This window comes from Candidatus Binatus sp. (assembly GCF_030646925.1).
Taxonomy (GTDB): domain Bacteria; phylum Desulfobacterota; class Binatia; order Binatales; family Binataceae; genus Binatus.
Genome location: NZ_JAUSKL010000102.1, coordinates 1 through 21753 on the forward strand (window position 1 = coordinate 1; position 21753 = coordinate 21753).

At 61.4% G+C, this 21753-nt stretch carries 18 protein-coding genes; 8 read left to right on the forward strand and 10 right to left on the reverse strand.

The features are described 5' to 3' along the window. Positions 1 to 66 precede the first annotated feature (66 nt). The 5 genes from Q7S58_RS17475 to Q7S58_RS17495 all read right to left on the reverse strand — a co-directional run bounded on the left by Q7S58_RS17475 (position 67) and on the right by Q7S58_RS17495 (position 5467). Positions 67 to 1329 carry an amidohydrolase gene (locus tag Q7S58_RS17475; protein ID WP_304828826.1) on the reverse strand — a complete coding sequence of 421 codons (1263 nt, stop codon included), beginning with the start codon at positions 1327 to 1329 and terminating at the stop codon, positions 67 to 69. Between the two features lie 63 nt (positions 1330 to 1392). Continuing rightward, positions 1393 to 1866, reverse strand: coding sequence for a nuclear transport factor 2 family protein (locus Q7S58_RS17480; protein ID WP_304828829.1), 474 nt, complete (start codon positions 1864 to 1866; stop codon positions 1393 to 1395). A gap of 1 nt (position 1867) precedes the next feature. Beyond that, complete coding sequence (locus tag Q7S58_RS17485; protein ID WP_304828832.1) at positions 1868 to 2986, reverse strand: amidohydrolase family protein; 1119 nt, start codon at positions 2984 to 2986, stop codon at positions 1868 to 1870. A 15-nt stretch (positions 2987 to 3001) separates the two neighbouring features. Beyond that, positions 3002 to 3397, reverse strand: a complete 396-nt coding sequence (locus Q7S58_RS17490; protein WP_304828835.1) for a RidA family protein — start codon at positions 3395 to 3397, stop codon at positions 3002 to 3004. Between the two features lie 42 nt (positions 3398 to 3439). Beyond that, a complete protein-coding gene (locus tag Q7S58_RS17495; RefSeq protein ID WP_304828839.1) occupies positions 3440 to 5467 on the reverse strand; it encodes a CocE/NonD family hydrolase in 2028 nt (675 codons plus the stop codon). 113 nt (positions 5468 to 5580) lie between these two features. Between Q7S58_RS17495 and Q7S58_RS17500 the strand changes: the two genes are divergently transcribed. From Q7S58_RS17500 to Q7S58_RS17510, 3 genes are all read left to right on the forward strand, one after another. Further along, entirely contained in the window at positions 5581 to 6687 is a 1107-nt protein-coding gene (locus Q7S58_RS17500; protein ID WP_304828842.1) for a GlxA family transcriptional regulator, read from the forward strand. Beyond that, on the forward strand, positions 6684 to 7355 hold the full coding sequence (locus tag Q7S58_RS17505) for a DJ-1/PfpI family protein (RefSeq protein ID WP_304828845.1): 672 nt from the start codon (positions 6684 to 6686) through the stop codon (positions 7353 to 7355). The genes Q7S58_RS17500 and Q7S58_RS17505 overlap by 4 nt, the downstream gene beginning before the upstream one ends. A gap of 156 nt (positions 7356 to 7511) precedes the next feature. Beyond that, entirely contained in the window at positions 7512 to 8456 is a 945-nt protein-coding gene (locus Q7S58_RS17510) for a biotin carboxylase N-terminal domain-containing protein (RefSeq protein WP_304828848.1), read from the forward strand. A 405-nt stretch (positions 8457 to 8861) separates the two neighbouring features. On the opposite strand, the gene Q7S58_RS17515 is transcribed toward Q7S58_RS17510, so the two are convergent. Beyond that, positions 8862 to 10103: a peptidoglycan-binding protein gene (locus Q7S58_RS17515; protein ID WP_304828851.1), complete on the reverse strand. Its 1242-nt coding sequence runs from the start codon at positions 10101 to 10103 to the stop codon at positions 8862 to 8864. Between the two features lie 530 nt (positions 10104 to 10633). On the opposite strand from Q7S58_RS17515, the gene Q7S58_RS17520 reads away from it, so the two are divergent. The 4 genes from Q7S58_RS17520 to Q7S58_RS17535 all read left to right on the forward strand — a co-directional run bounded on the left by Q7S58_RS17520 (position 10634) and on the right by Q7S58_RS17535 (position 14661). Continuing rightward, positions 10634 to 11956 carry an LLM class flavin-dependent oxidoreductase gene (locus Q7S58_RS17520; RefSeq protein WP_304828854.1) on the forward strand — a complete coding sequence of 441 codons (1323 nt, stop codon included), beginning with the start codon at positions 10634 to 10636 and terminating at the stop codon, positions 11954 to 11956. 12 nt (positions 11957 to 11968) lie between these two features. Continuing rightward, positions 11969 to 12997 carry an LLM class flavin-dependent oxidoreductase gene (locus Q7S58_RS17525; protein WP_304828857.1) on the forward strand — a complete coding sequence of 343 codons (1029 nt, stop codon included), beginning with the start codon at positions 11969 to 11971 and terminating at the stop codon, positions 12995 to 12997. Between the two features lie 244 nt (positions 12998 to 13241). Then, the gene (locus tag Q7S58_RS17530) at positions 13242 to 14369 is read left to right on the forward strand and encodes an LLM class flavin-dependent oxidoreductase (protein WP_304828860.1); all 1128 of its coding nucleotides are present in this window, start codon (positions 13242 to 13244) and stop codon (positions 14367 to 14369) included. A gap of 82 nt (positions 14370 to 14451) precedes the next feature. Continuing rightward, positions 14452 to 14661 carry a hypothetical protein gene (locus tag Q7S58_RS17535; protein ID WP_304828863.1) on the forward strand — a complete coding sequence of 70 codons (210 nt, stop codon included), beginning with the start codon at positions 14452 to 14454 and terminating at the stop codon, positions 14659 to 14661. A gap of 82 nt (positions 14662 to 14743) precedes the next feature. Here the strand turns inward: Q7S58_RS17535 and Q7S58_RS17540 are convergent, their stop codons facing one another. The 3 genes from Q7S58_RS17540 to Q7S58_RS17550 all read right to left on the reverse strand — a co-directional run bounded on the left by Q7S58_RS17540 (position 14744) and on the right by Q7S58_RS17550 (position 18690). After that, the gene (locus tag Q7S58_RS17540; protein WP_304828866.1) at positions 14744 to 16804 is read right to left on the reverse strand and encodes an APC family permease; all 2061 of its coding nucleotides are present in this window, start codon (positions 16802 to 16804) and stop codon (positions 14744 to 14746) included. 174 nt (positions 16805 to 16978) lie between these two features. Then, positions 16979 to 17611 (reverse strand): response regulator transcription factor, encoded by a 633-nt coding sequence (locus tag Q7S58_RS17545; protein WP_304828869.1) that lies wholly within the window; start codon positions 17609 to 17611, stop codon positions 16979 to 16981. A gap of 2 nt (positions 17612 to 17613) precedes the next feature. Then, a complete protein-coding gene (locus Q7S58_RS17550; protein WP_304828872.1) occupies positions 17614 to 18690 on the reverse strand; it encodes a sensor histidine kinase in 1077 nt (358 codons plus the stop codon). Positions 18691 to 19001: 311 nt separating this feature from the next. Between Q7S58_RS17550 and Q7S58_RS17555 the strand changes: the two genes are divergently transcribed. After that, positions 19002 to 19916: a P-loop NTPase gene (locus tag Q7S58_RS17555; protein WP_304828875.1), complete on the forward strand. Its 915-nt coding sequence runs from the start codon at positions 19002 to 19004 to the stop codon at positions 19914 to 19916. 44 nt (positions 19917 to 19960) lie between these two features. Here Q7S58_RS17555 and Q7S58_RS17560 read toward each other — a convergent pair whose 3' ends face one another. Continuing rightward, positions 19961 to 21748: a hypothetical protein gene (locus tag Q7S58_RS17560; protein WP_304828879.1), complete on the reverse strand. Its 1788-nt coding sequence runs from the start codon at positions 21746 to 21748 to the stop codon at positions 19961 to 19963. Positions 21749 to 21753: the final 5 nt, after the last annotated feature.

Consider the following 21753-nt stretch of genomic DNA (forward strand, 5'->3'; position numbering starts at 1 on the left):
AAACAGTTTTTTCAATCACCGTTCAACTCTCCTCGGCGTCTCTAGCCGTTCACGTACTAGGCTGACTCACGTCGCGGGCAGGCACGCGAGCGCGCCGGCGACCAGCGCCTCAACTCCAGTCGAAAGCGTTGGTTCGATCACTGGCGCGAACAGCGGCGAGTGATTGCCGGGGATTGCGTCCATGCCGCCTGCGCGTTCGGCGGCGCGAATCAATCCGTAATCGAGCCCGCCGAAATACCAGAACACCGAGGGCACGCCCGCCGCAGTCCCGAACTCGCCGAAATCCTCGCTGGCGTTCACCGCGGGCGTCTGATGCACTCGCTCTCTGCCGAAATGCGCGCTCAACGCTGACGCCAGATGCGTCGTTGCGTCGTGATCGTTCGACAGGATCGGAAAACTGTTGAGCGGCCGGAACTCCGGCGGTCGCGGGGCGTTTGAGGCGCTCGCTTCAGCGTTGGCAATCCGCCTGATCGAATCGAGCACGTGCTCGCGAACCGCGGTCGAAAACGTGCGCACGTTGAGTTTCAGAAACGCTTCGTCGGGGATGATGTTCTCCTTGGTTCCCGCGCGGATGCTTCCGACTGTGACGACGACCTGTTCGGTCGGCGAGACTTCGCGCGCGACGATGGTTTGCAGGCGCATCACGAGTGACGCCGCCATCACCACCGGATCGATGCTCGATTGCGGACGCGAGCCATGCGCGCCGCGCCCGAAGAGCCGAATCTCGATACTGTCGGCCGCCGCCATCGTCACGCCCGAGCGCCAATGCAGCGTGCCCGCCGGCGCCGGCGTTACGTGCTGGCCGAGGATCACCGTCGGCTTGCCGAAGCGATCGAAAATCCGATCCTCGATCATCGCGCGCGCGCCGGCGGCGATTTCCTCACCGGGCTGAACGACCATCATGAGGCGCCCGGACCAACGATTGCGATTCACTGCCAGCATCGATGCAGCGCCCCACATACACGCGACGTGCATGTCATGCCCGCACGCGTGCATCACCGGCACCTCGATACCGTCGGGATCGGTGCCGGTTGCACTGCTGGCGTACGGCAATTCGGTCTGCTCGCGGAGCGGCAGCGCATCCATATCCGCGCGCAGCATCACCATCGGGCCGGGACCGTTGTCGAGAATCGCGACCACGCCGGTTTTGCCAACGCCGGTGGTGACTTCGTATCCCTCGCCGTGCAGGTGCTCGGCGGCTTCGGCGGCAGTGCGATTTTCCTGCATCGACAATTCGGGGTGACGATGCAAATCCTGATAGAAATCGGTGAGCCGCGGACGCATATCGTCGAGGCCCGAGAGCATCTCGTTCATCGAGTGGCTGGACATCGTTAATTCGTTACCTCTCGCCCATCAAAGCAGATTTGCAATTCCGATGGATCGGGATCGCGATCACGCGGATGATTTCGTCGCCCAACCTTCTGCGTATGGCGCCAAAAAAATCGTGATGAAACGGAGCCGCTTGAATTTCCACTCGGCGCCGACGCGCACATAGTCGTCTTCATAGCGGCCTGCGAGCCACATCGCCGATTCCGCATCGTTTTCGCGACGCGTGAGCGGCTGAACCAAATACCAGCGTCCGGTCGCCATGTCGCCATCCACCTCGATAATGGGATTCATGACGTTGTGGATCGCGAAGGTAAACGCCGACGGCGCTCGAAGGAAAAACTTCTTGATGCCCTCGTGACCCACGCCTTTGCCCAACGCGCCGCCGTCCCACACACCGTCTTCCGTGAACAACGACGCGATCCCGTCGGCGTCGTAGTTGTCGTCGCAGTAAGCGCAGTACCGCGCTTTCAGCTTTTTGATCTGCTCGATATCTTCGAGTCGCCGCAACCGCGATTCCAATTCTTCGATGGTCGCCATTTCAAATCCTGTAGAATGCCTTGGCGTTGTCGCGCAGAACTTTTTGGATTGACTTTTCGGGCAGCCGCGCCAGCCGTTCGCGCGTCTTTTCGACTGGCCGCACGAAGCCCTCCGCGTGAGGATAGTCCGAGCCCACGAAAAATTTGTCGTCACCCGCGAACTCGACCATCAACGGCAGCATCCGCTCTTCCGGATCAGCGCTGATCCAGATGTTGCGCGCAAAATATTCGCTGGCCGGCCGCTTCATCTTCGAGGTATGCCCCATATAGGAGAAGCGATAATCGAGCCGCTCGAGCCATTCGCCGACCCATCCCGAGGCCGCCTCGATCGTCGCGACCCGCAGCTTCGGAAAACGCTCGAGCACGCCGTCGTACACCATCGTAGTGAGCGCCATGCGCGGATCCTGAATCACGTTCATCGTGATGAACATGAAACCGGGATCGACGCCGCGATACCACTGGCTGCCGGTGTATTCAGTATGTCCAACCAGATGGATTCCGATCGACAGATCGAGTTCCTGGGCGGCTGCCCACGCGGGATCGACCTCCGGATGGCCAAAACTGTGGCCGTTGATTGGCGCCGACGCGACGAAGATCGTCTTGCAGCCAAGTTTTGCGACTCGATTCATCTCGCGCGCCGCGAGCTCCGCGTCGAGCAGGGAGATATGCGCCGCCGGCACCAGCCGATCGCGATGCGACGCGCAAACTTCGAACGCCCAGGTGTTGTACGCGCGGCAGAGTGCGTCGGCGAGCATCGGATCGTTGACCGTGCCCTGCCAGAGGATGCCCATGGTCGGGTAAATCACCTGCGCCTCGAAACCCTCCGCGTCAAGAAACTTCACCCGTCCGTCCATGTCCTGCCATCGCGCGCTCTCGAACTGATACGCGTCGAAGTCTCGCAGGGTTTTGCCCTTTTCTTTCTCGCCGTAGCCGACCACAGCGCCGAGCAATTGATCGACATCGCCCAATCGAAGCGGCTGCCCATCGACCAGCATCTCGTGCGCGCCAGTCGCCGGATCGCGGATAACTCGCAGCGCGCGATCGCGAAACTTCGGATCGATGTATCGCTCGAACAGATCGAGCGGCTCGATAAAGTGGCTATCTCCGTCGATCGCCCCCATCAATCTTTGCCTCCTTTAGCGCTTGAGCCGCGCGATCACTTTGATCTCGACCAGGCCGCCCGGCACCGCGAGTTCCGTGATTCCGATCGCCGTCCAGGACGGATACGGCGCCGTCATGAATCGATCCTTGACCTTCATGAACGTCCCCATGTTCGCCTGCAGTCCAACATGAAAAGTCGTCATCTCGACGATGTCCGCGAACGTGACGCCCGCCGCCGTGAGCACCGATTTCAGCGACTCGAACGCCTGCGTGAACTGCGTCTCCGGCTCCTTCGACGCCTTGCCGTCGGGCCCCATCCCGATCACGCCGGAACAGTAGAGGCGGTCGCCATCCTTCACCGCCGGCGCGAAGTGAAAATTGTCGTAGAGACTTTTCATTTCCGATGGAATCACGACATTGCTCTGGTCCATAACGATCCTCCAAGCGAAAGTTCTTACCGATTCAAGCGAGCGTTACTTGCGCCAATGCTTCTCGAACACCACGGTGCCGTTGAGGCTGATCTGTCCGGTGAGCGATAGCCCATCCTGACCGATCCAGCTCGTCGTCTTCACTATCATCTGGCCGACTGACGGCAACTCGAGCGTTATCTGCGTATCGCCGTGGACCGCCGCACCTTGCGGATTCGAGTCCGTCACCGACGCGCGCGCGACGTGATTCATGTCGAACGCGCCGCCATTAATCATGTTGCTCTGCTGATGCGATCCCGTGACGACGCTGGTGCGGCCGCTCGCCAGATCGCGTTCGATCGTCCATCGCGGCGTCATCGAAACGAAAAATGGCGAGCGCTGCACCGACGGATCGGGCCGCCGCACCTCGGCGTAGTTGCCGTTGTTTTTCGGCGGCGGCACGATCGGAATCCTGACGTGCGACCCGCGCCGCCCGCCGAAATACACGCGAATCGCCGGATTGGTCCGCGTCGGAAAGATGCGCGGAAAATCCGAACACGACACGCTGACGCGCAATCGATGCCGCCGTCCGACCATGTATGACGTCGCGACCATCGGCACCCGCATCTCGATAACTTGTTCGAGCGGCACCGCCTCGGGATTTTCGAGTCCGTTGCGATACGCCGCCTTCAGCCACCCGGTACTGATCAGCGACGAGCTGCCATCCGGCGCGACGTCGCACAGCTTTACCACCAGGTTCGCGTCGTCGCCGCGCTCGACCGCGATTTTGATCGTCGCCTCGGGCGAACCGCTGATCTCCGTGTCCGCCTGCATCGCAGCGCTGGTGAATGCCACCGACGCAAGATCGTCGGGGCCCTGGTCGAGCGGCAAACCTATACCGAGCGCGGTCGGATCCCACAGTCCCGCCAGCGTGCCGACCGACGGCCGCGCCTCGTACTGCTCGCTGCCGTCCTCGCCCGCCGGATCGGTCGCCAGCGCGCGCTTCGCACCGAGATAAAAGTTGCTGAACGTCGTGCGCGAGACCGGCCACTTGCGCTCGCTGCGCCAACGATTCGCGCTGCCCTGCACGAAATACGTCACCGCCGGTTCGTTCTCGAGGCCGTTCTGCTCGTTCTTCACCCATCGATCGAAGAAGCGAACCATCTCCGGCAGATAGTCGAGCGGCTCGCGCGGCGAGAGATCGGGCAGCGTATGCATCCACGGCCCCATCAGCAGTTTCTTGTTCGCGCTGCCAAGCTGTTCGTACACGCGCGGCATCGCCTCGGGAAAAATGTCGCGCCATCCGCCGATCACAAACGCGGGAATCTTGATTTGCGAGCAATCGACCGCGCCCGACTGCCAGAACTCGTCGTGCGAAGGATGATCCTGCCACGGATAGATGTACGGCATCGCATGCTCGAGCCGCTGCTGCCAGACCTTGTACCAACGGCCCGCCGGATCGATCAGCGTCGGCGGCATCAGGTTCATCGCGAGCATAAACGAGCCCCAGGCGCCGAACGACGGCAGGCAACTCAAGCATCCGCCGGAGTACAGGTAATCGATATAGATGTCGTCGGTGCCCATGATCGGCACGATCGCTCTCAGATGCGGCGGCTGCTCGTACGCCACCTTCAACGACGAGATGCCGCCGTACGACATGCCGAACATGCCGACGTTGCCGTCGCACCACGGTTGCGCCGCGATCCATTCCACGGCTTCGGCGCCGTCGCGACCCTCGCCGCGATCCATCGCGCGATGCGGGATGCCGTCGGAACTGCCGAGCCCGCGAAAATCGATCAGCAGCACGTTGTAGCCGCGCGCGGCGAAATAGCGGCGCGGATATTCGTTCGAGGCGCCGATCAGATCGTCCTTGTGGTACGGGTAAAAACTGAGCAGCGCGGGAAAGCTGCCCTCGGCGTTCGGGCCATACAAGTCGGCCGCCAGCGTCGCGCCGTCGCTCAGCGGGATCAAGAGGTTGCGCTCGACTTTAACCTCGTACTTCGCGTTTTCCATTTGCCTGCGCCTCCGAAGGATTGTTCGGCACGACGCCGTTTTGACCGGCGATGCTGTTAAAGTCTCTTGTGGCACATGCATTTCGCTTTTCCAACCGCCGCCGCGACCGCCAAACGACCGCGCCGCCGTCCCGATTCCCGCGCTCGAAGCCGTTTGTCCTGCCGGTTGCCCTCGATGGCAGTAACTGTGGCCGCATGTATATTGCAGCCATCACCATTCGCAGCGATACTGCCTGCATGAAGAAGCCGCGGCGCAATTCCCCGATCCCGCTCCGGCCCACGGCCCTACCCCATCTTGATCTGCACCGCAAGTCCATCAGCCGGCGCGTCGTGATGGTCGCGTTCGACGACGCCCAGGTGCTCGATATCACCGGACCGCTCGAGGTGTTCGGCCGCACCGCGCGATTGCTCGACGATGAACGCCGATCGCGCACGCCCGCCTATGCGATCGAACTCGTCGCCAGCAAGTCTGGCGCGATCACCACTTCGTCCGGTCTGCGACTGCTCGCCGATCGCGCGATCGCCGAGGTGCGCGGACCAATCGACACGCTGATCGTCGCCGGTGGGCGCGGCGCCATCGCGGCGCTTGACGATCGCGCGTTGATCGGCTCGATTCGCCGCCTGGCTTCCCGCGTGCGGCGGCTCTGCTCCGTATGCACCGGCGCGTTCCTGCTCGCAGAAGCGGGATTGCTCGAAGGGCGCTCCGCCACGACACATTGGCGCCAATGCGAGGCGCTCGCGCGGCGCTATCCCGGCATCAAAGTCGAGACCGATCCGATCTTTGTGCGTGACGGCAACGTTTTTACTTCCGCCGGTGTCACCGCCGGAATCGATCTCGCGCTGGCGCTGGTCGAGCACGATCACGGCCGCGACATCGCGCTCGCCGTCGCGCGCGAACTCGTGATGTTCCTGCGCCGCCCCGGCGGCCAATCGCAATTCTCCGTGCAGTTGAGGGCGCAAACGGCGGACCGCGAGCCGCTGCGCGAACTTCAGAACTGGATCGCGAACAATCCCGGCAAGGACCTCTCGATCGAAGCGCTCGCGCGCCGCACCGCGATGAGCCAGCGTAATTTCGCCCGCGTCTTTACCCGCGAAGTCGGCCAGACGCCTGGCGAGTTCGTCGAAAACCTGCGGCTCGAAACCGCGCGCCGCCGACTCGAGGAATCCGCCGACGGCGTCGATCTGATCGCGGCGGAATCCGGCTTCGGCACGCGCGAATCGATGCGCCGCGCGTTCGTGCGCAACCTTCACGTTCCGCCATCCGCGTATCGTAGCCGCTTCAACCAGAAACTAAGTGCATGACGCACAAGGAGATCGATATGCGAATCACTTTTCTGATTTTCGATGACCTCACCGCGCTCGATGCGATCGGCCCCTACGAAGTGCTGTGCCGCTTGCCCCAAGCCGAGGTCACCTTTGTCGGCGAGACCGCCGGCATCATGCGCACCGACCCGCGTTCGCTCGGCCTCGTCGCCGATCGTTCGATCGACGAGGTCGATAGCACCGACATCCTCGTTGTGCCCGGCGGAATCGGCGAAGAAAAGGTGCGCGCCAAACCGCACATGCTCGATTGGGTTCGCCGCATCCACGAAACGACCCAATGGACCACCTCGGTATGCACCGGCGCGCTGGTGCTCGGCGCCGCTGGCCTTCTCAAGGGACTACCGGCAACCACGCATTGGGCGTGGCGCGAGAAGTTGCGCGAGTTCGGCGCGGAGCCGCGCTCCGAGCGCGTCGTCGAACAGGGCAAGATCATCACTGCGGCGGGCGTGTCAGCGGGAATCGACATGGCGCTGCATCTCGCGCGCCGCGTCGCCGGCGATACTTACGCGCAGGCGATCCAGGTCGGTATCGAGTACGATCCGCAGCCGCCGTTCGACGGATGCGCCAGCCGCGCGCCCGCGCCAGTGCTGGGTTTGCTGCAATCGCTGTACGACGAGCGTTCCGCGCGCGCCGCCGCTAGACGTTAAAGCGTCCAGCTTGCGCTGGCGCAAAATCGATCTCTTCGAGCGGTTAGCCTTCTTCGACATGACTCGCTAAGGATATGTTCGTGCGCAGCTCCGAGTTGCCGCACCGATCATCAAGCGCGAGAGTCCTGTCAGAATGAAAGTAGATCCTTTCCGCCAATGATTCCGAAGAAACTGCTGGTAGCCACCCGCGGCGAGATCGCGATTCGCATCCTGCGCGCTGCGTCGGAACTTGGCGTCCCGACCGTCGCGATTTTTTCCGAAGACGATTCGCTCTCGCTTCACATTCGCAAAGCCGACCAGGCGATTCCGCTGAATGGCGTCGGGGCTGCGGCATATGCGGATATCGAGCAGATCCTTTCGATTGCAAAAGCGGCCGGATGCGACGCGATTCATCCGGGTTGCGGCTTTCGGAGTGAGAGCGCGCAATTCGCGCGGCGATGCGGCGACGCCGGAATCACATTTGTAGGGCCGCGCGCCGAAATCTTCGATCTGTTCAGCGACGAGCAGCAAGCGCGAGTATTGGCCGAGCGATGCGGCGTCCCGATTGTGCACGATGCATCGACGCCGCCGCGCTCGCGCCGCATCGAAGTGCAAATCGTCGGCGATGGCGCGAGCGTATGCCATCTCTTCGAACGCGAAACCAGTATCCAGCTAGTCGATCAAGCGATCGTCGCAGTCGCGCCATGTCCGAGCCTCGACGCGGCGATGCGTCTCGCGAAAGAAGTGAGTCTCGACGGCCTCGCCACGTTTGAGTTTCTCATCATCGAAAACGCTGGCGACGACGATGGATTCGCGTTCGTCAACGCGAAGCCCGGACTTCAGCCTGAGCACCCCGTGACCGAGGAAATTCTCAGCATCGACCTGGTCAAAACCGAGTTGAAACTCGCGGGCAAAACGTCGCTGCAGGAAATCGGTCCAGGGCAAAATGAAATTGCGAAGCCGCGCGGCTTCGCGATCCAGCTTCGAATCAACGCCGAATCGATCGACGCGAACGGTACGATCAAGCCGGCGACAGGAACGCTCACCGCGTTTGAAATGCCGTCGGGACCGGGCATCCGGGTCGATACGTCCGCGTATGCTAAGGCTCACGCTCACTCTTGAGCGGTCGCCTGCGCGCGCAAGGAGGGGAACGGCGGAGTGCGAAAACCCTCATGCGTGGAATTTACCTTGAGCCTCGAACAGGCGCTTCAGAGGTTGATGAGATGAGCGCTGCGCGGTTAGCAGGACTGACTTAAGGAATGTTTCACGTGCAACATTCCTATCACCCATCCCGTCCGCCGTGTGCGTAGCTGATGGTGCGAAAATTCCGGCGCATCCTGCTGAAACAGGACGTTTATTTAGGACGAAACGCGGATATACTGATGATCCGCAAGCAGGAAGTGCGGAAGGGTCATCCGATTACGCTCGAGCGCAAGGGCTGGATGGGCCGATCTCGGTGCACACGGTGATCATCGCGCGCAAGAATTCGTAGCCGAGATTTTCTTTTTCTCCGCGCTGATTCTTTCACTAATTGGTGGGATTCTTGGCGCTGTAGTTGGGCTTCGGATAATCGAAATACGTCACCCAGCAGCCATCGAACTCCTCGAATTCCGGCCCGCGAGGCGTACCCATCAGGACTTCGTACGAACCTGATTTCGTGAAGATAAGCTGCGGCGGTTTCAAGGTATGAGGGCTGTTCCATCCCCATGAATTCCACAAGGAGCCGCGCGCAGAGGTGGTAAGAATCTTGATCTGCTTCATTCTGGCAAATTCGGGGTCCGGGATTACTGGGGCAATCGTGTCGGGATATTTGCCGCCCGCATTAGGTTCAAATGAAATCAGGAATGTGTCTATGTGCATGATGGCAAAATCTAGACCTCCGTGCGGCTCTGGAAGGTCCACCGTCAAGGTGTCGCCACGATACAAAACCTTGGGCGAGCAGTGCAGGCTGTCCTCGATGGCGGTCACAGGTTGTATCGCAGCAAAAACGACTGACGCGACTGAGATCGCGAATGCCAAACACTTAATGGCCAAATGGTTTCGATCGTCAAAACTGTACATGATAATGTGGTCCCGATGTTCGTTTTCTCTCGACGCCCTCGCGCCCGCATCTCTCGCCAAGCGTTCGAAAGTATCGCGCTGCTCTGACGTCATCGTGCGGTTTCGCACGTCCACCGCCCGCGCCCGCAGATGCTGTGAGATAAGAACGCCTCTGGACACCTGCCCTTCGATTACGCGCGTAATCGCATCGACCGCATCATACCGGCTCGCCCCCGTCGTCTGCTGATGGTTGTAGGCCGTCCAAATCTCATCGGCAGCCTCATAGTTGCTGTACAGATTGCGAGGATCCTGGCCGTTCCGCATATTTGTGTACATCGCTTCGGCTTGAGATCTCGCTGTGCGAGTACCGCTGGTGACAGTTAGGTCCATTCCCGTCTCTAGATAGTATCGCTCGGCAAGGTTTTCCATAAACGACCGCGCTTCCGATGTAAGCTCAATGTCTGCTTCGATCGTGTAGTGGGGCCGGCGGCTGCTATCGGAAGGCGGGCTGAAACCGTCTCGGATTGCTCGCTCGATGGTGGCAGGATCGACGATGCCGGTTACCTTGAGCCACGATTCCTTCTGGTAAACCTCGGTCGCTTCCTCTGTCTCTTCGCCGAAATCGCCGTCGATCGAGCCGTCATAAAATCCCCTCGAGTCAAGGAATTGTTGCCATCTGACAACGTCAGATCCGCGCATATGTGGTCTGGTCAGACTCAGAGGTCTCATCTGGTTTGTCTCCTTCCTAGCAGGTTGCGGAAAAAGTGTTTTTAACCCCTGACAACATTGATCCAAGACGCACTCTCGCAATCGTAGTAATGCTTACTCTTCGCCGAAATCGTCTTTCGCCGGGTTTTTCCGCAACCTGCTAGAGAATCGAGCAGCCCCTAAAACCAAATCGAGCGCATTAGACCGATTCTCGATTGCTCTCGAAATGACACGATCTGCCCGTAGCCGTAAGGGTGAACAATTTCAGGGCAAAGAAACGTCCAACCCTTGAACGCTCTGTGTGGGCGAAAACCATTCTTGCAGGGTGCGTTGCACAATCAATTGATGTTCGATAGGTCTAGGCGCGCATCGATCCGGCCGAGACGCGGCGCTGGATCATGAACGGGATGCGTGCGATGCCGCCGCTAAAACCACGAACGGGAAAGAAACATAGCTACATCGATAGCTGGTGAGCGCAAAAATATAACGCTCAGAGCAATAGCTACTTGGATTTGCGAGAATAGCAACATCAATGTACAGGAGCGGTCAAGATGAAAATTGGCTATTTCACGGAACGGCCGGTGCGATACGTTCCCGAGGAAGTGATTCTGCGCAACGGCGGACACTTTGGGGTGTCGAATAGCTACTTCGATCGCGAGAAGGCGGCCGATGACTATAACTATTTCATCGACGAGAACCTTTACGCGGAAGAATTGGGCTTCGACATAATCGCGCTGAATGAGCATCACGGCAATCCGTTTTGCATGGGCAGCGTGATGAACGTCGAGGCGGCGATTCTGGCGCGGCTCTCGAAAAAGGCGCGGATTCTTTTGATCGGCAACCCGCTGCCGGTGCTGAAGCATCCGCTGCGCATGGCGGAAGAGCTGGCCGAGATCGATCTCATCTCGCGCGGGCGACTCATCACCGGATGGGTGCGCGGTGCGGGCAGCGAGCAGTTCTTCAACAATGCGAATCCGGCCTACAATCGCGAACTGTTCGAAGAGGCGCACGATTTCATCGTGCAGGCGTGGACCAGGCCCGGCCCGTGGCGCTACGAGGGCAAGCATTTTCACTATCGGCACGTGAATCCGTGGGCGCTGCCATATCAGAAGCCGCATCCGCCGATGTGGATTCCCGGAGTCATCAGCCCCGAGACGGTGAAGTGGTGCGCCGAGCATAACTATCCATATTTTGGACTTGGCACTTCGCTGGGGCCGACCTGCGACTTGTGGGAATACTATGCGGACGAAGCCGCCAAGCACGGCTATCAGGCCGGGCCGGAGAATTTTGGCTACGTGATACCGACCTTCGTCGCCGAGACCGAAGCGCGCGCGCAGGAACTAGGCAAGGGCTTCCTGTTCGGCGGCGGGCAGAACTCGTTCGCGCGCGTCGAGCATACCCTGCCTCCCGGCTACAACTCGCAGGACGCGATTCGCAGGATGTCCAAGCAGCCGCAGGGAAGCTGGCTCGGCGTGAGCGGCGACAAACTGCGCGGGCATTCCGAAGAGCAGAAGATCGATCCGGAAGCGGTCAGGGCAAGGCTCGAGCCGGGCTATAAGAAGGCGCAGCATCAGTTGCAACTGATCATCGGAACGCCAAAGCAAGTGACATCGAAACTGAAGAGCATCCTGAGCGTGCTGCGTCCCGGCGCGGTGGTGGTGTTCAACGTGCAAGGACCGGTGACGAATGAAGATCGGCAGACCAGCATGCGGCTGATCGCGCAGGAGGTCATCCCGGCGCTGCGCGAGCATGCCAAGGCGAACGATCTACCCGATGCACTCGAGAAACCGCCCGGCTCGGTAAAGCTGACCTCGGGCACCGCGCGGATACCGGTGTCGGATCGCGGTCCGCTGAAGGAACTGGGTTTGATTTAGCGAGGGGGCAAGATGGCGGTCAAATTCGGCATCTTCGATCATCTCGAGCGGCGCGACGTTCCGCTGGCGACGCTGTACGAGGAGCGGCTGCAATTGATCGCGGCCGCCGACGCGGCGGGAATCTACTGCTATCACTTGGCGGAGCATCACTCGACGCCGCTCGGATGCGCGCCGTCGCCGGGCATTTTTCTCTCCGCGGTCGCGCAGCGCACGCGCCGAATCCATCTGGGGCCGTTGGTGTATCTGCTGCCGCTGTATCATCCGCTGAGACTGGTCGAGGAGATTTGCATGCTCGATCAGATGAGCGGCGGGCGGTTCGAGATCGGCGTGGGGCGCGGAATCTCGCCGTTCGAACTGGCGCACTTCAACGTTAATTTCCTGGCCGCGCGCGACATCTTCGAGGAATCGCTCAAGGTGATCGTCGAGGGCCTGCGCGAGCGGCGGCTCACGCATAAGGGTGAGCACTATCGATTCAACGCAGCGCCGATCGAGATTCATCCGCGGCAGGAACCGAATCCGCCGTTCTGGTACGGGACTTCGACTCCGGAGGGACTTGAGTTCGCGGCGCGGCATGGAATGAATATCGTCGCGGGCGGCCCGAACCAGGTGGTGGCGGGAGCGGCGCAGGTTTACCGCGAGCATCGCGAGCGTCATCGCGACAGCGCCGACAATCTGAATCCGCAGGTGAAAGTGCCGATGGTAGGCGCGGTGCGCCATTTCTTTGCGGCTGGCACCGATGCCGAAGCGATGGAAATCGCGCGGCCGTCTTATAAGACCTACTACGCGAATATCGTGAAGTTGTGGCGCGATCACGGTACGGTGCCGACGATGTTCACGGACGACGTCGAGTTGGCGTGCGATCATGACGCCGCGATTGTCGGATCGGGCGCGACGGCGCGGGAGAAGGTCGCGCGATACTTCAAGGAGACGGGCTGCAACTATTTGGTGCTGTCGTTCGCGTGGGGGAGTCTGACCCACGAGCAATCGCGCCGGTCACTGGACATCTTCGTCAAAGAGGTGATGCCGGCATTCGCGGAATGAGGACACGGAGTGCGAAACCCCTCACGGTGGAGTTTACCCTGAGCCTCGAAGGCACCACGACCACGATGACGACTAATCTGGGCGAGCGGATCTAGCCGAATCGGCATCGAACCCTCGGAGAGAGATCTCCGGGGGTTTTGTTTTGTTCAATCGCGGTATCGGCGGGGTGGACCGCCGAGGCCTTACCGGTCTATGAAAGAGACCACGTTCAGATTTTGGAGACAGCGCAGGAGGCGAGAACATCATGCACGTAGGATATGGAACAGCATTTCAAAATCCGAACAACGCTCTTTCGGACGCGGAGGTGTATCGCAACGAACTCCGGCTCGCCGAGATGGCGGAGCCGCTCGGGTTCGATTCGATTTGGGGCGTCGAGCATCACTTCGACGATTACACGATGTGCCCCGACGTTCTGCAGTTCCTTTCCTATATCGCGGGCAGAACGAGCCACATCAAGCTGGGCACGGGAGTGGTGGTGCTGCCGTGGCACGATCCGATTCGCGTGGCGGAGCAGGTGTCGTTGCTCGATCATGTATCGAACGGGCGCGTGATCCTGGGGCTCGGACGCGGACTCGCGCGAATCGAGTACGAGGGCTTTCGGATCGATCAGAATGAAGGGCGCAACTTGTTCGTCGAGTACGCGGAACTGGTGTTGAATGCGCTCGAGACGGGGTACATGGAAGGCGGCCGCTACACGCGGCAGCCGCGGCGCGAGATTCGTCCGTTCCCGGCGCGATCGTTCAAGGGGCGGACTTATGCGGCGGCGGTGTCGCCGGAATCGATGCCGATCATGGCGAAGCTGGGCGCGGGCTTGCTGGTGATCCCGCAGAAGCCGTGGGAAGCGGTGAAAAAAGATTTCGAGGTCTATCACAAGGTGTGGCGCGAGGTTAACGGCGCGACACCGGCGACGAAGCCGCTCTCGGGCGGGTTCTGCTTCGTCGATGAGAACAAGGATCGCGCCGAAGCGATGGCGATGAAGTGGATCGCGGCGAACTATCAAACCGTGATGAAGCACTACGAGATGACGTCGGAGAAATTCGGCTCGCAGAAGAGCTACGAGTTCTACAGCAACGTCGGCAAGTTCATCAAGAAGCACGGCGTCGATGGCGCGGCGCGGGACTTTGCGTTGCTGATGCCGTGGGGGACGCCGGAGCAGGTGATCGAGAAGGTCGCGTTCATCAGGGATACGATCGATACGAACGGAGTGTTTTTCAATTTCAGTTTCGCGGGGATGCCGTTTGACGACGCCGAGCGCAGTCTCAAGTGCTTCGCGAAATACGTGCTGCCGGAACTGAAGAAGTGGGACACGGCGCCGATGCTGGATGCAACGGAGCGGCGGCAGCCGGCCGAGGCGCACGCGAGCGCATCGTAACTGGCAGAGGGAATTGCGATGGAGGGGGCTTTCAATCGAAAGCCCCCTTCTCTTTTTTAACGCAGAGCGCGGCGCGCGGCTAATGTTCGAGCGTGCGAACGTAAGCCTTCATCAGGGTAAGCGCTTCGTCGGTGGTCATCAGATCCATGAACAGGTTGCGTCCGAGGCGAAGGCCTTCGACGAGCGGCTTTTCGAATGCGGTTCGGGCGAGGCGCTTGATATGAGCGAGACCGGCGTGCGATCCGGCACCCTCACCTACCCGCCGCTGAGCGGCGGGCCTCCTCTCCCGTAAAGTAACGGGAGAGGTAAAAAACCGGTGCTCGCCGCGGGTGAGCGCTCGCTCGCGACACGAAGCGGGCGAGGTAAAAGCTCTGCTAGGCGGGGGAGGGAGCTCGGTTGCGCGATAGCCGGGGCGGCGGACCGGCGACGCGGACCGGAAGGATCACGAGACTCAGGCCTTGCAACTGGAGCCATCGGAGCAATTCGAACGCGGTGTGGTTGTGGAGAAAGCGGCTGAAGAAGCCGTCGAGTTCCTCGTTGAAAACCAACTGGCCGGCGAAGAAAACCGAATTGGGAAATATTTCGGCGACCTCGAGACAGAGGCGGCGGAGCTCGGTGACGACGTCGGCGCCGAGGCCGGTTTTGACTTCCGCGTGGAAGCCGAGGTCGGCGGCGAGTTGGCAATACTCGAGCGCGTCGCTGTTGATTTGCTCTTCGAGCTGATTGACTTCGTCGTGGCCCTTGAGCAGCGACGAATCGAACTCGCCGACGCTGATGAAGACGACATTGTGAAACTGTCCTTCGAACAGGCGCGGGATTTTAAGCAGCGTCGCGAGGCCGAGACCGTTGAATCCGTTGACCAGCAGCACCGCAGTGGGCGCGCGTGGATCGCGGGCATACGGCTTCTTGGCCTTGGCGGCGAAAATGTCGGGCAGCACGTCGGCCTCGAGTTGTTCGATCGCCTTGGAGACTTTCGCGTAGTGGCGGCGGACCATGTAGCAGAAGGCGACCACGGCGCTGGTGATCGCGACGGTGACCCAACCGCCTTCGTCGAATTTAAGCGTGACGGTGAGGAACAGGATGAGGGCGGTGAAGATGCATCCGACGCCGTTGATCAGCAGCTTGCGAATCCATTGCGGCTGCGTCGCGCGCTCGCGCCACCAAAGCGCGCTCATGCCGAGCTGCGAAAGAGTGAAGGTGACGAAGACGTTGATGGCGTAGAGGATGACGAGGATTCTGACGCTGGCGCGGGTGCCGATCAGAACGAGCAGGGCGGCGAGACCCATCGCGACGACGCCGTCCTGGGTGACGAGGCGTTCGCTGAGGTTCGCAAAGCGGCGCGGCACCCATCGATCGGTCGCCATCGTGGCGAGTACTTGCGGACCACCGACGAATCCGGTCTGAGCCGCGACGAAGAGCAGGGCGCCTTCGGTGAGGAGGGTCATCGTGACGATCGGCATCCCGAGCGAGAGGCCTCCGATGGTCCAGTGTTCAGTCAGGCGCTCGAAGAGCACAGCATTCAGGGTTTTGCCGTGCTGGGGTTCGACGCCGGCGAGCAGGTACGCGACCAGGATTCCGCCCGCGATGAACGCGAGCGAGAGCGCCATGTAGAGCATCGTGCGCTTGCCGGTGACGGCTCGAGGCTCGCGCAAGATAGGCAGTCCATTACTCACTGCCTCGATTCCGGTATAGGTACCGGCGCCCATGCTGTATGCTCTGAAGAATACTATTGCGAGGCCAACGATTCCGAGCGTATCGAATCCCTGGCGCGCTTGTTGCATCGCGTCGCGCCCGATTACCGGCAGATCGCCGGCATGACTAAGAAATGCATAGACAATGAGTATGGAGTGCAATCCGACGAAGGCCAGAAAAATCGGAACCAGCGCCAGCACTGACTCCTTGACGCCGCGGAGATTCATCGCGACCATCACGACTACGACGCCGAAGGCGAGCCAGAATTTGTATGGCAGCCATGCTACGGGGAGAAAACTGAATATAGCGTCGGCGCCACTGGCTATTGAAATGGCTACAGTCAGTACATAGTCAACTATGAGAGCGCATCCCGAGACTAGTCCTGGATAAGTACCTAATAGCTTGGTAGCTACCAGGTATCCGCCACCGCCGGTCGGAAATTGATCGATTGTTTGCGAATAGGATGCCGAAATGATGAAAACCGTGAGCGCCATCAGGAGCGCGAGGAAGACTGCGAGATATTGATGGGAGCCGAGGGCAAGGAATGCTTCCTCGGGGCCGTAGCACGACGAGCTGAGGCCGTCGGAGCCGAGGCCGACCCAGGCGAGAAATGCGATCAGCGAGAGGCTGTGAAAGGTCTGCGGGTCGCGGACGTCGCGCGCCGGACCAATCAGGACTTTAGTGAGGGTTCGCTTTCCCCGGTTGGATTCGTCGCGGGAATCCTTCACCAATTCAATCGGCACAACTGTTATTCCTGCAAAATTGCTTCAAACTGACTTGAGCTAGGCTTCAGCGCGGAGCCTCGCCACTTGGGTCATTATGCATCAGCGGGGAAATCGCCATATCGTGCAGGCGATGGAGCCGGACCTAGAACCTAAGATGGATAGGTAGATAGGCGGGCTGGTGGAAGGTATGGGTCAGCGATCGCGATTCAGCACGGGAACGATGCCGGTCTTGATCGCGTAGTGGGTCAGTTCGAGGCGATCGCGCAGCCCGAGTTTCTGAAAAATATTGTTGAGATGAGTCTTGACGGTGCTTTCGCTGATCGCGAGGCGCTCGCCGACTTCGGCGTTTCTGAGGCCGGAGGCGACGTAGCGAATGATCTCGGATTCGCGCGGGGTGAGTTGGCGGCCGGTCGAGGTCTCCTGGCGGGCGAACTCGGTCTGGACGTTGGTAGGCATCCAGACGAGGCCGTCGGCGACGGTGCGGAGCGCGGTCATCAGGGTTTCGATCGCGAAGCGTTTCTGGATGATGCCGCGGGCGCCGAGGCGCAAAGCGCTGACGCCGTTTTCGGCGCTCTCGCTGGCGGTGAGGACGACGACTTTGGTGAGGCGCGCGAGTTGCGGAATATCCTGCATCGACCAGCGCTCCATCTGCAGATCGAGCAGCAGGATATCGCAGGGGTTGGCGGCGACGACGGCCTGGACGTCGGACGCGCGTTCGACTTCGGCGACGACCTTGATATCCGGCTCGAGGAGGAGCAGCGACTTCAAGCCCTGGCGAAATAGGGCGTGATCGTCGGCGATTATCAGGCGGATGGAAGTTTGCATGGTCAGGCGTTGGGGATTTCGATGTCGAGTTGGGTCGAGCCGTTGCTGTGCATGTTGAGATGCCCGCCCAATTCCGCGACGCGCGATGCGATCGCCCAAGGCTGGCTTGCGGAGGCGGACATCCCGACGCCGTCGTCCTCGATGACGATCGAAACCTTGTCGCCGATTCCGCGGACGTCGATTTTAACCAGGTTGGCCATCCCGTGGCGGCGCGCGTTGCGCAAACCTTCGAGCATAATTTGCAGAATATGCTCGCCAAGCAAACCGCGTCCGCTGAAACTCGCGCGAACGTCGAAGCGCGGGTCGGAAACCGGGGTTGAAAAATTCGACGCCAGACCCTGCTCGACGCCGGCGAGCGAGCGCAGGTACTTGCGCACGTCGTCGTATTCGCGCGCGACGCCGGTCTGCAGATCGGTCAATTCGGCGAGGCAATCGCGCGCGCGATCGCGACTGAGCAGCGCGCGGCAAGTCTCGAGCCGCAGGTTAACGCCCGCCAGCGCCTGAACGTAACCGTCGTGCAGGGAGCGGGCGATCGAGAGGCGCTCGGCGCGGGCCTCGAGTTCGTGCGCCTGGTCTTCGAACAGCGCGCGCTGCTGGGAGAAGAATCCGATCAGATAGCCGGCGATCGCGAGGTATACTGCGCGCATCATGTAGAAGCTGGAAATTCCGCCGGTGGTTACGATCACCAGCAGGTAGAGGGCTACGCTCACGAGCGTCACCGCGATAGTCGGCGTCAGACTGGTGCGGATGCCGACCGCGATAATCGCGAACAGGAAGAATACATAGGATGCGCTGGTCTGGCCCTCGGTGAGGAAAGCGATCGCGGTCGCGAAGAACAGGTCGAGGAAAATCGAGATCAACTGGAGACTCGCGCGAGCGAAGTTGCGGCTCAAGGTGAAATAAATCGCGACGCTGTACGACAGATGGCAGAGCAGGATGATGAGTTCGTGGGTATTGAGATGAAAGAGGCCGCCGGAGGTGCTGGGGTCGACGTACAGGGAGAGCATCGCGACGATCGAGAGCGCGATGCGGGCGCGCGCGACGCTCAGATCGAGGTCCTTGAACTCGGAGAGTTTCATACGAGCTTATAACGCGCGGACGGCGGCGGTTGAAATAGCGGCGAATCGCCGGCGCCGGCTTTCGACGATGGGCGAGGAGGAGCGCCGCGCAGTTTCGACGCTGCCAGGAGCAGCGATTCTGCGGGGCGAAATCGCGGGGCATTGTCTGATCACCCACGCAAAAGATAGCATCGAGGGAGAGCATCGCGGAGAACGCGAACGCCGTGTTTCTGAGCATCGGAACGTCGGCGGCGCGATGCTGTACAAAAGGGGAAACCGCGCGAGGACGTCATCATCGGAGCGAAGGAAAACAGCCACGCAGTGACCGACAAATGAGAGTGTTCACGGACTTCGGAGTCCGCGCCGAAGCTGCTGCCGGCGAGGCAACCGCATCAAGCGAGCGCATCCGCGCTAACCTCGCGGGAGTCGGCACGATTTTCGCCGTCGGCAGTGCGCGCGGCGGCGTCGGCAAGAGCATGATCGCGGTGAACATGGCGGTCGCGTTCGCACTCAAGGGGCGCAAGGTGGCGATCTTCGACGCCGATCTGAATTCGCCGAGCGTACCGTTCATGCTGGGCATGAAAGCGCCGCGCCATTTCCCGATGATCGAAGGAATCGAGCCGGCTGCGGGTCCGCACGGACTGCGGGTGATTTCGAGCGACGTCTTTCCCGGCGGCGAGCCCGCGCCGATGACGTTTCTCGCCGACGACGGCGAACTTTCGCCGCCGGCGCAACCAGCGCTGGTGCGAATGAGTTATGGCGAGGCGCTGCAGCGGATTTTAGCGCAGACGCAATTCGGCACGGTCGATTTGATGATCATCGACGCCGCGTCGGGACTCGACCGCCTGCATACGATCGCGTCGATGATCCAGCTCGACGGGGTGCTGCTGCTGAGTCATCCATCGGGCCTCGATGCGCTAGCGGCGCGCCACACGCTCGAGGTCGCAAAGTGCAACGCGCCGGTGCTCGGAATCGTCGAGAACATGGTGGGTTTCAATTGCGACGGCTGCCGCTCGGTACGGCCGCTGTTTCCGGAAGGCGATTTGCACGGCATGGCGCGCGAGAGCGGAGTGCCGATTCTGGCGCGGCTGGGATTCGAGCCGCGGCTGGCCGATAGCGGCGATCGCGGCACGCTGTTCGTGCGCGAATACGCGGCGACGCCGACCGGCAAGGCGCTCAACGATTTGGCGTCGCGGCTCGAGACGATTCTTTTGGCGCATCCGCGCGCGGTCGAATCCGCCGCCTAGCTGTCACGGTCGCGGATACGCCCGCGATTAGCACCATTCATATTTTATTCAGAATCGGAGTCGTCGGTTTCGTCGAGATTGGTGAGGACCGAATCGGCGCGGCGCGAAAATTCGAACATCCCGGCGCCGCGCTTAGTCCCTGACTGAAAGCTCGCGAAGCCGAGTGAGGTGTAGATGCGCGATTGGTCGGGGCCGGGGCGCGACAGCGGGATGAAGCATTCGGCGCGTCCGTCGAAGGTGAATGTTCGGCCGTCGGGATAAGCGATTGACGCGGCAACGATATGCGGCGGTTCCTCGACCGCGTCGGTATCGATGATGAGATCGCGCAGGTCGCACTGGCGCCATCGGTTCGCGAGCATCGCACGCGCACTGCGATGCGGCTCCGGGTCGGCGCTCGCAATCGAGCGCACTTCGAGCGCGGAGGGCGCATCGTCATCGTCGAAGCAGGCCCAAATCATCCGGCGCGTGACGAAATTTTGCGGGCCGAGTCCGGTGAACGAGATGCCCGCGCGCGCGTATCCGCCGACCTGGCGCGACGCGCCGTTGATGCGAACCGTCCCTGCGGCGCGGCCGAACGCGGCGATCGCATTGGGCGCGTTGTCGGCGGGCTGATTCGGCGTCAGGATCCGAGCGAAGTCAAATTCGCCGTCGGGCAAATCGAGCCGCACGCCGACTTCCATCGAGCCGTCGAGGCGGCCCGAGGCCAGCGCGCGCTCGATGCTGAGATAAGCGGTGGCGTCGGGAACGATCACGGCGGGGCCGCGAAATGCGAGCAGGATCGAGTTGCCGTCGCGCGTGAGCGAGAGTGGTCCGTGGCGGACGTCGGTTTCGGAGCGGGCGGGCCGGCCTTCGGCGGTGAATAGTCCGACGCGATTGCGGTCGAACAGAACCATGATGCGCGCGCCGATGCCGCCCTGGCCGACGTCGAAGCTGGCCATCGCACCGATGCGCGCGCTCGGATCGTAGAACTCGATTCCGACGCGGGTGGAGGCGGGCCCGGCGCTGGGCGCGGCGTCGCGTTTGGGAATCGCTTCGCGCGGCGCGCGATTCACGACGATCGCTTTGCGCGAGGTGGCGACGGAAGTTCCATTCGATGCGAGCGAGAAGGTCGCGGCGAGCGCGTCCTCACATCGAGCGCGCAATTCGCCGGGCATCCGCAGTGCGACGGACAACTCGAGTTGCGCGGCCTCGATCGCGCCGGTGGCGGCAATATCTGAAATCGCGCGCAACGAAGCGACCTGACTCTCGCGATGGCGCGCGGTAAACGCCTGGAGCAAATTCTGCAAGCCGCCGCCGGGATAGCGCATCCCATAGGTCGGCTTGATCCCGTGCTGGACGAGCGATTCGGCGAGATGAGTCAACGGGCCGTTGATGAAATCGTCGCTGGCGGAGACACACGCGGCGCCGGCCGGACGCAGTTCGCCGGCAATCGTGCGCAGCCCGAGGCCGAAATCGACGCGCGGCTCGATGATGTTCCATCCGTGGACCAGCAACACGACAGCGCGGCCGTGGCGCGTGACGATCGCGCCGATGCGATCCGCGATCAGCTCGAGCAGCCACGGTGCGCGCTCGACGATCTGCGCGATGCGGTTGCAGTCGAGGCGGTTGCGATCCATCGCGGAGTTGATGAGCGCGGATGCGCCGAGGCGCGCGGCCAGGTCGCGAGTGATGTCGGCGGTGTGAAGGTCGTTGACCTTCGGATTCAGCATCGAGCGGGTGCGCGGTTCGGCGCGGCCGCCGTGCGGAGCGATCAGGAGAATCGGCGAATCGGAATCGATCGCCTCGAGCCATGACTCGGCGGGCGCGATCGCGGGAAGTAGGGCTTCGGGCATCGTGC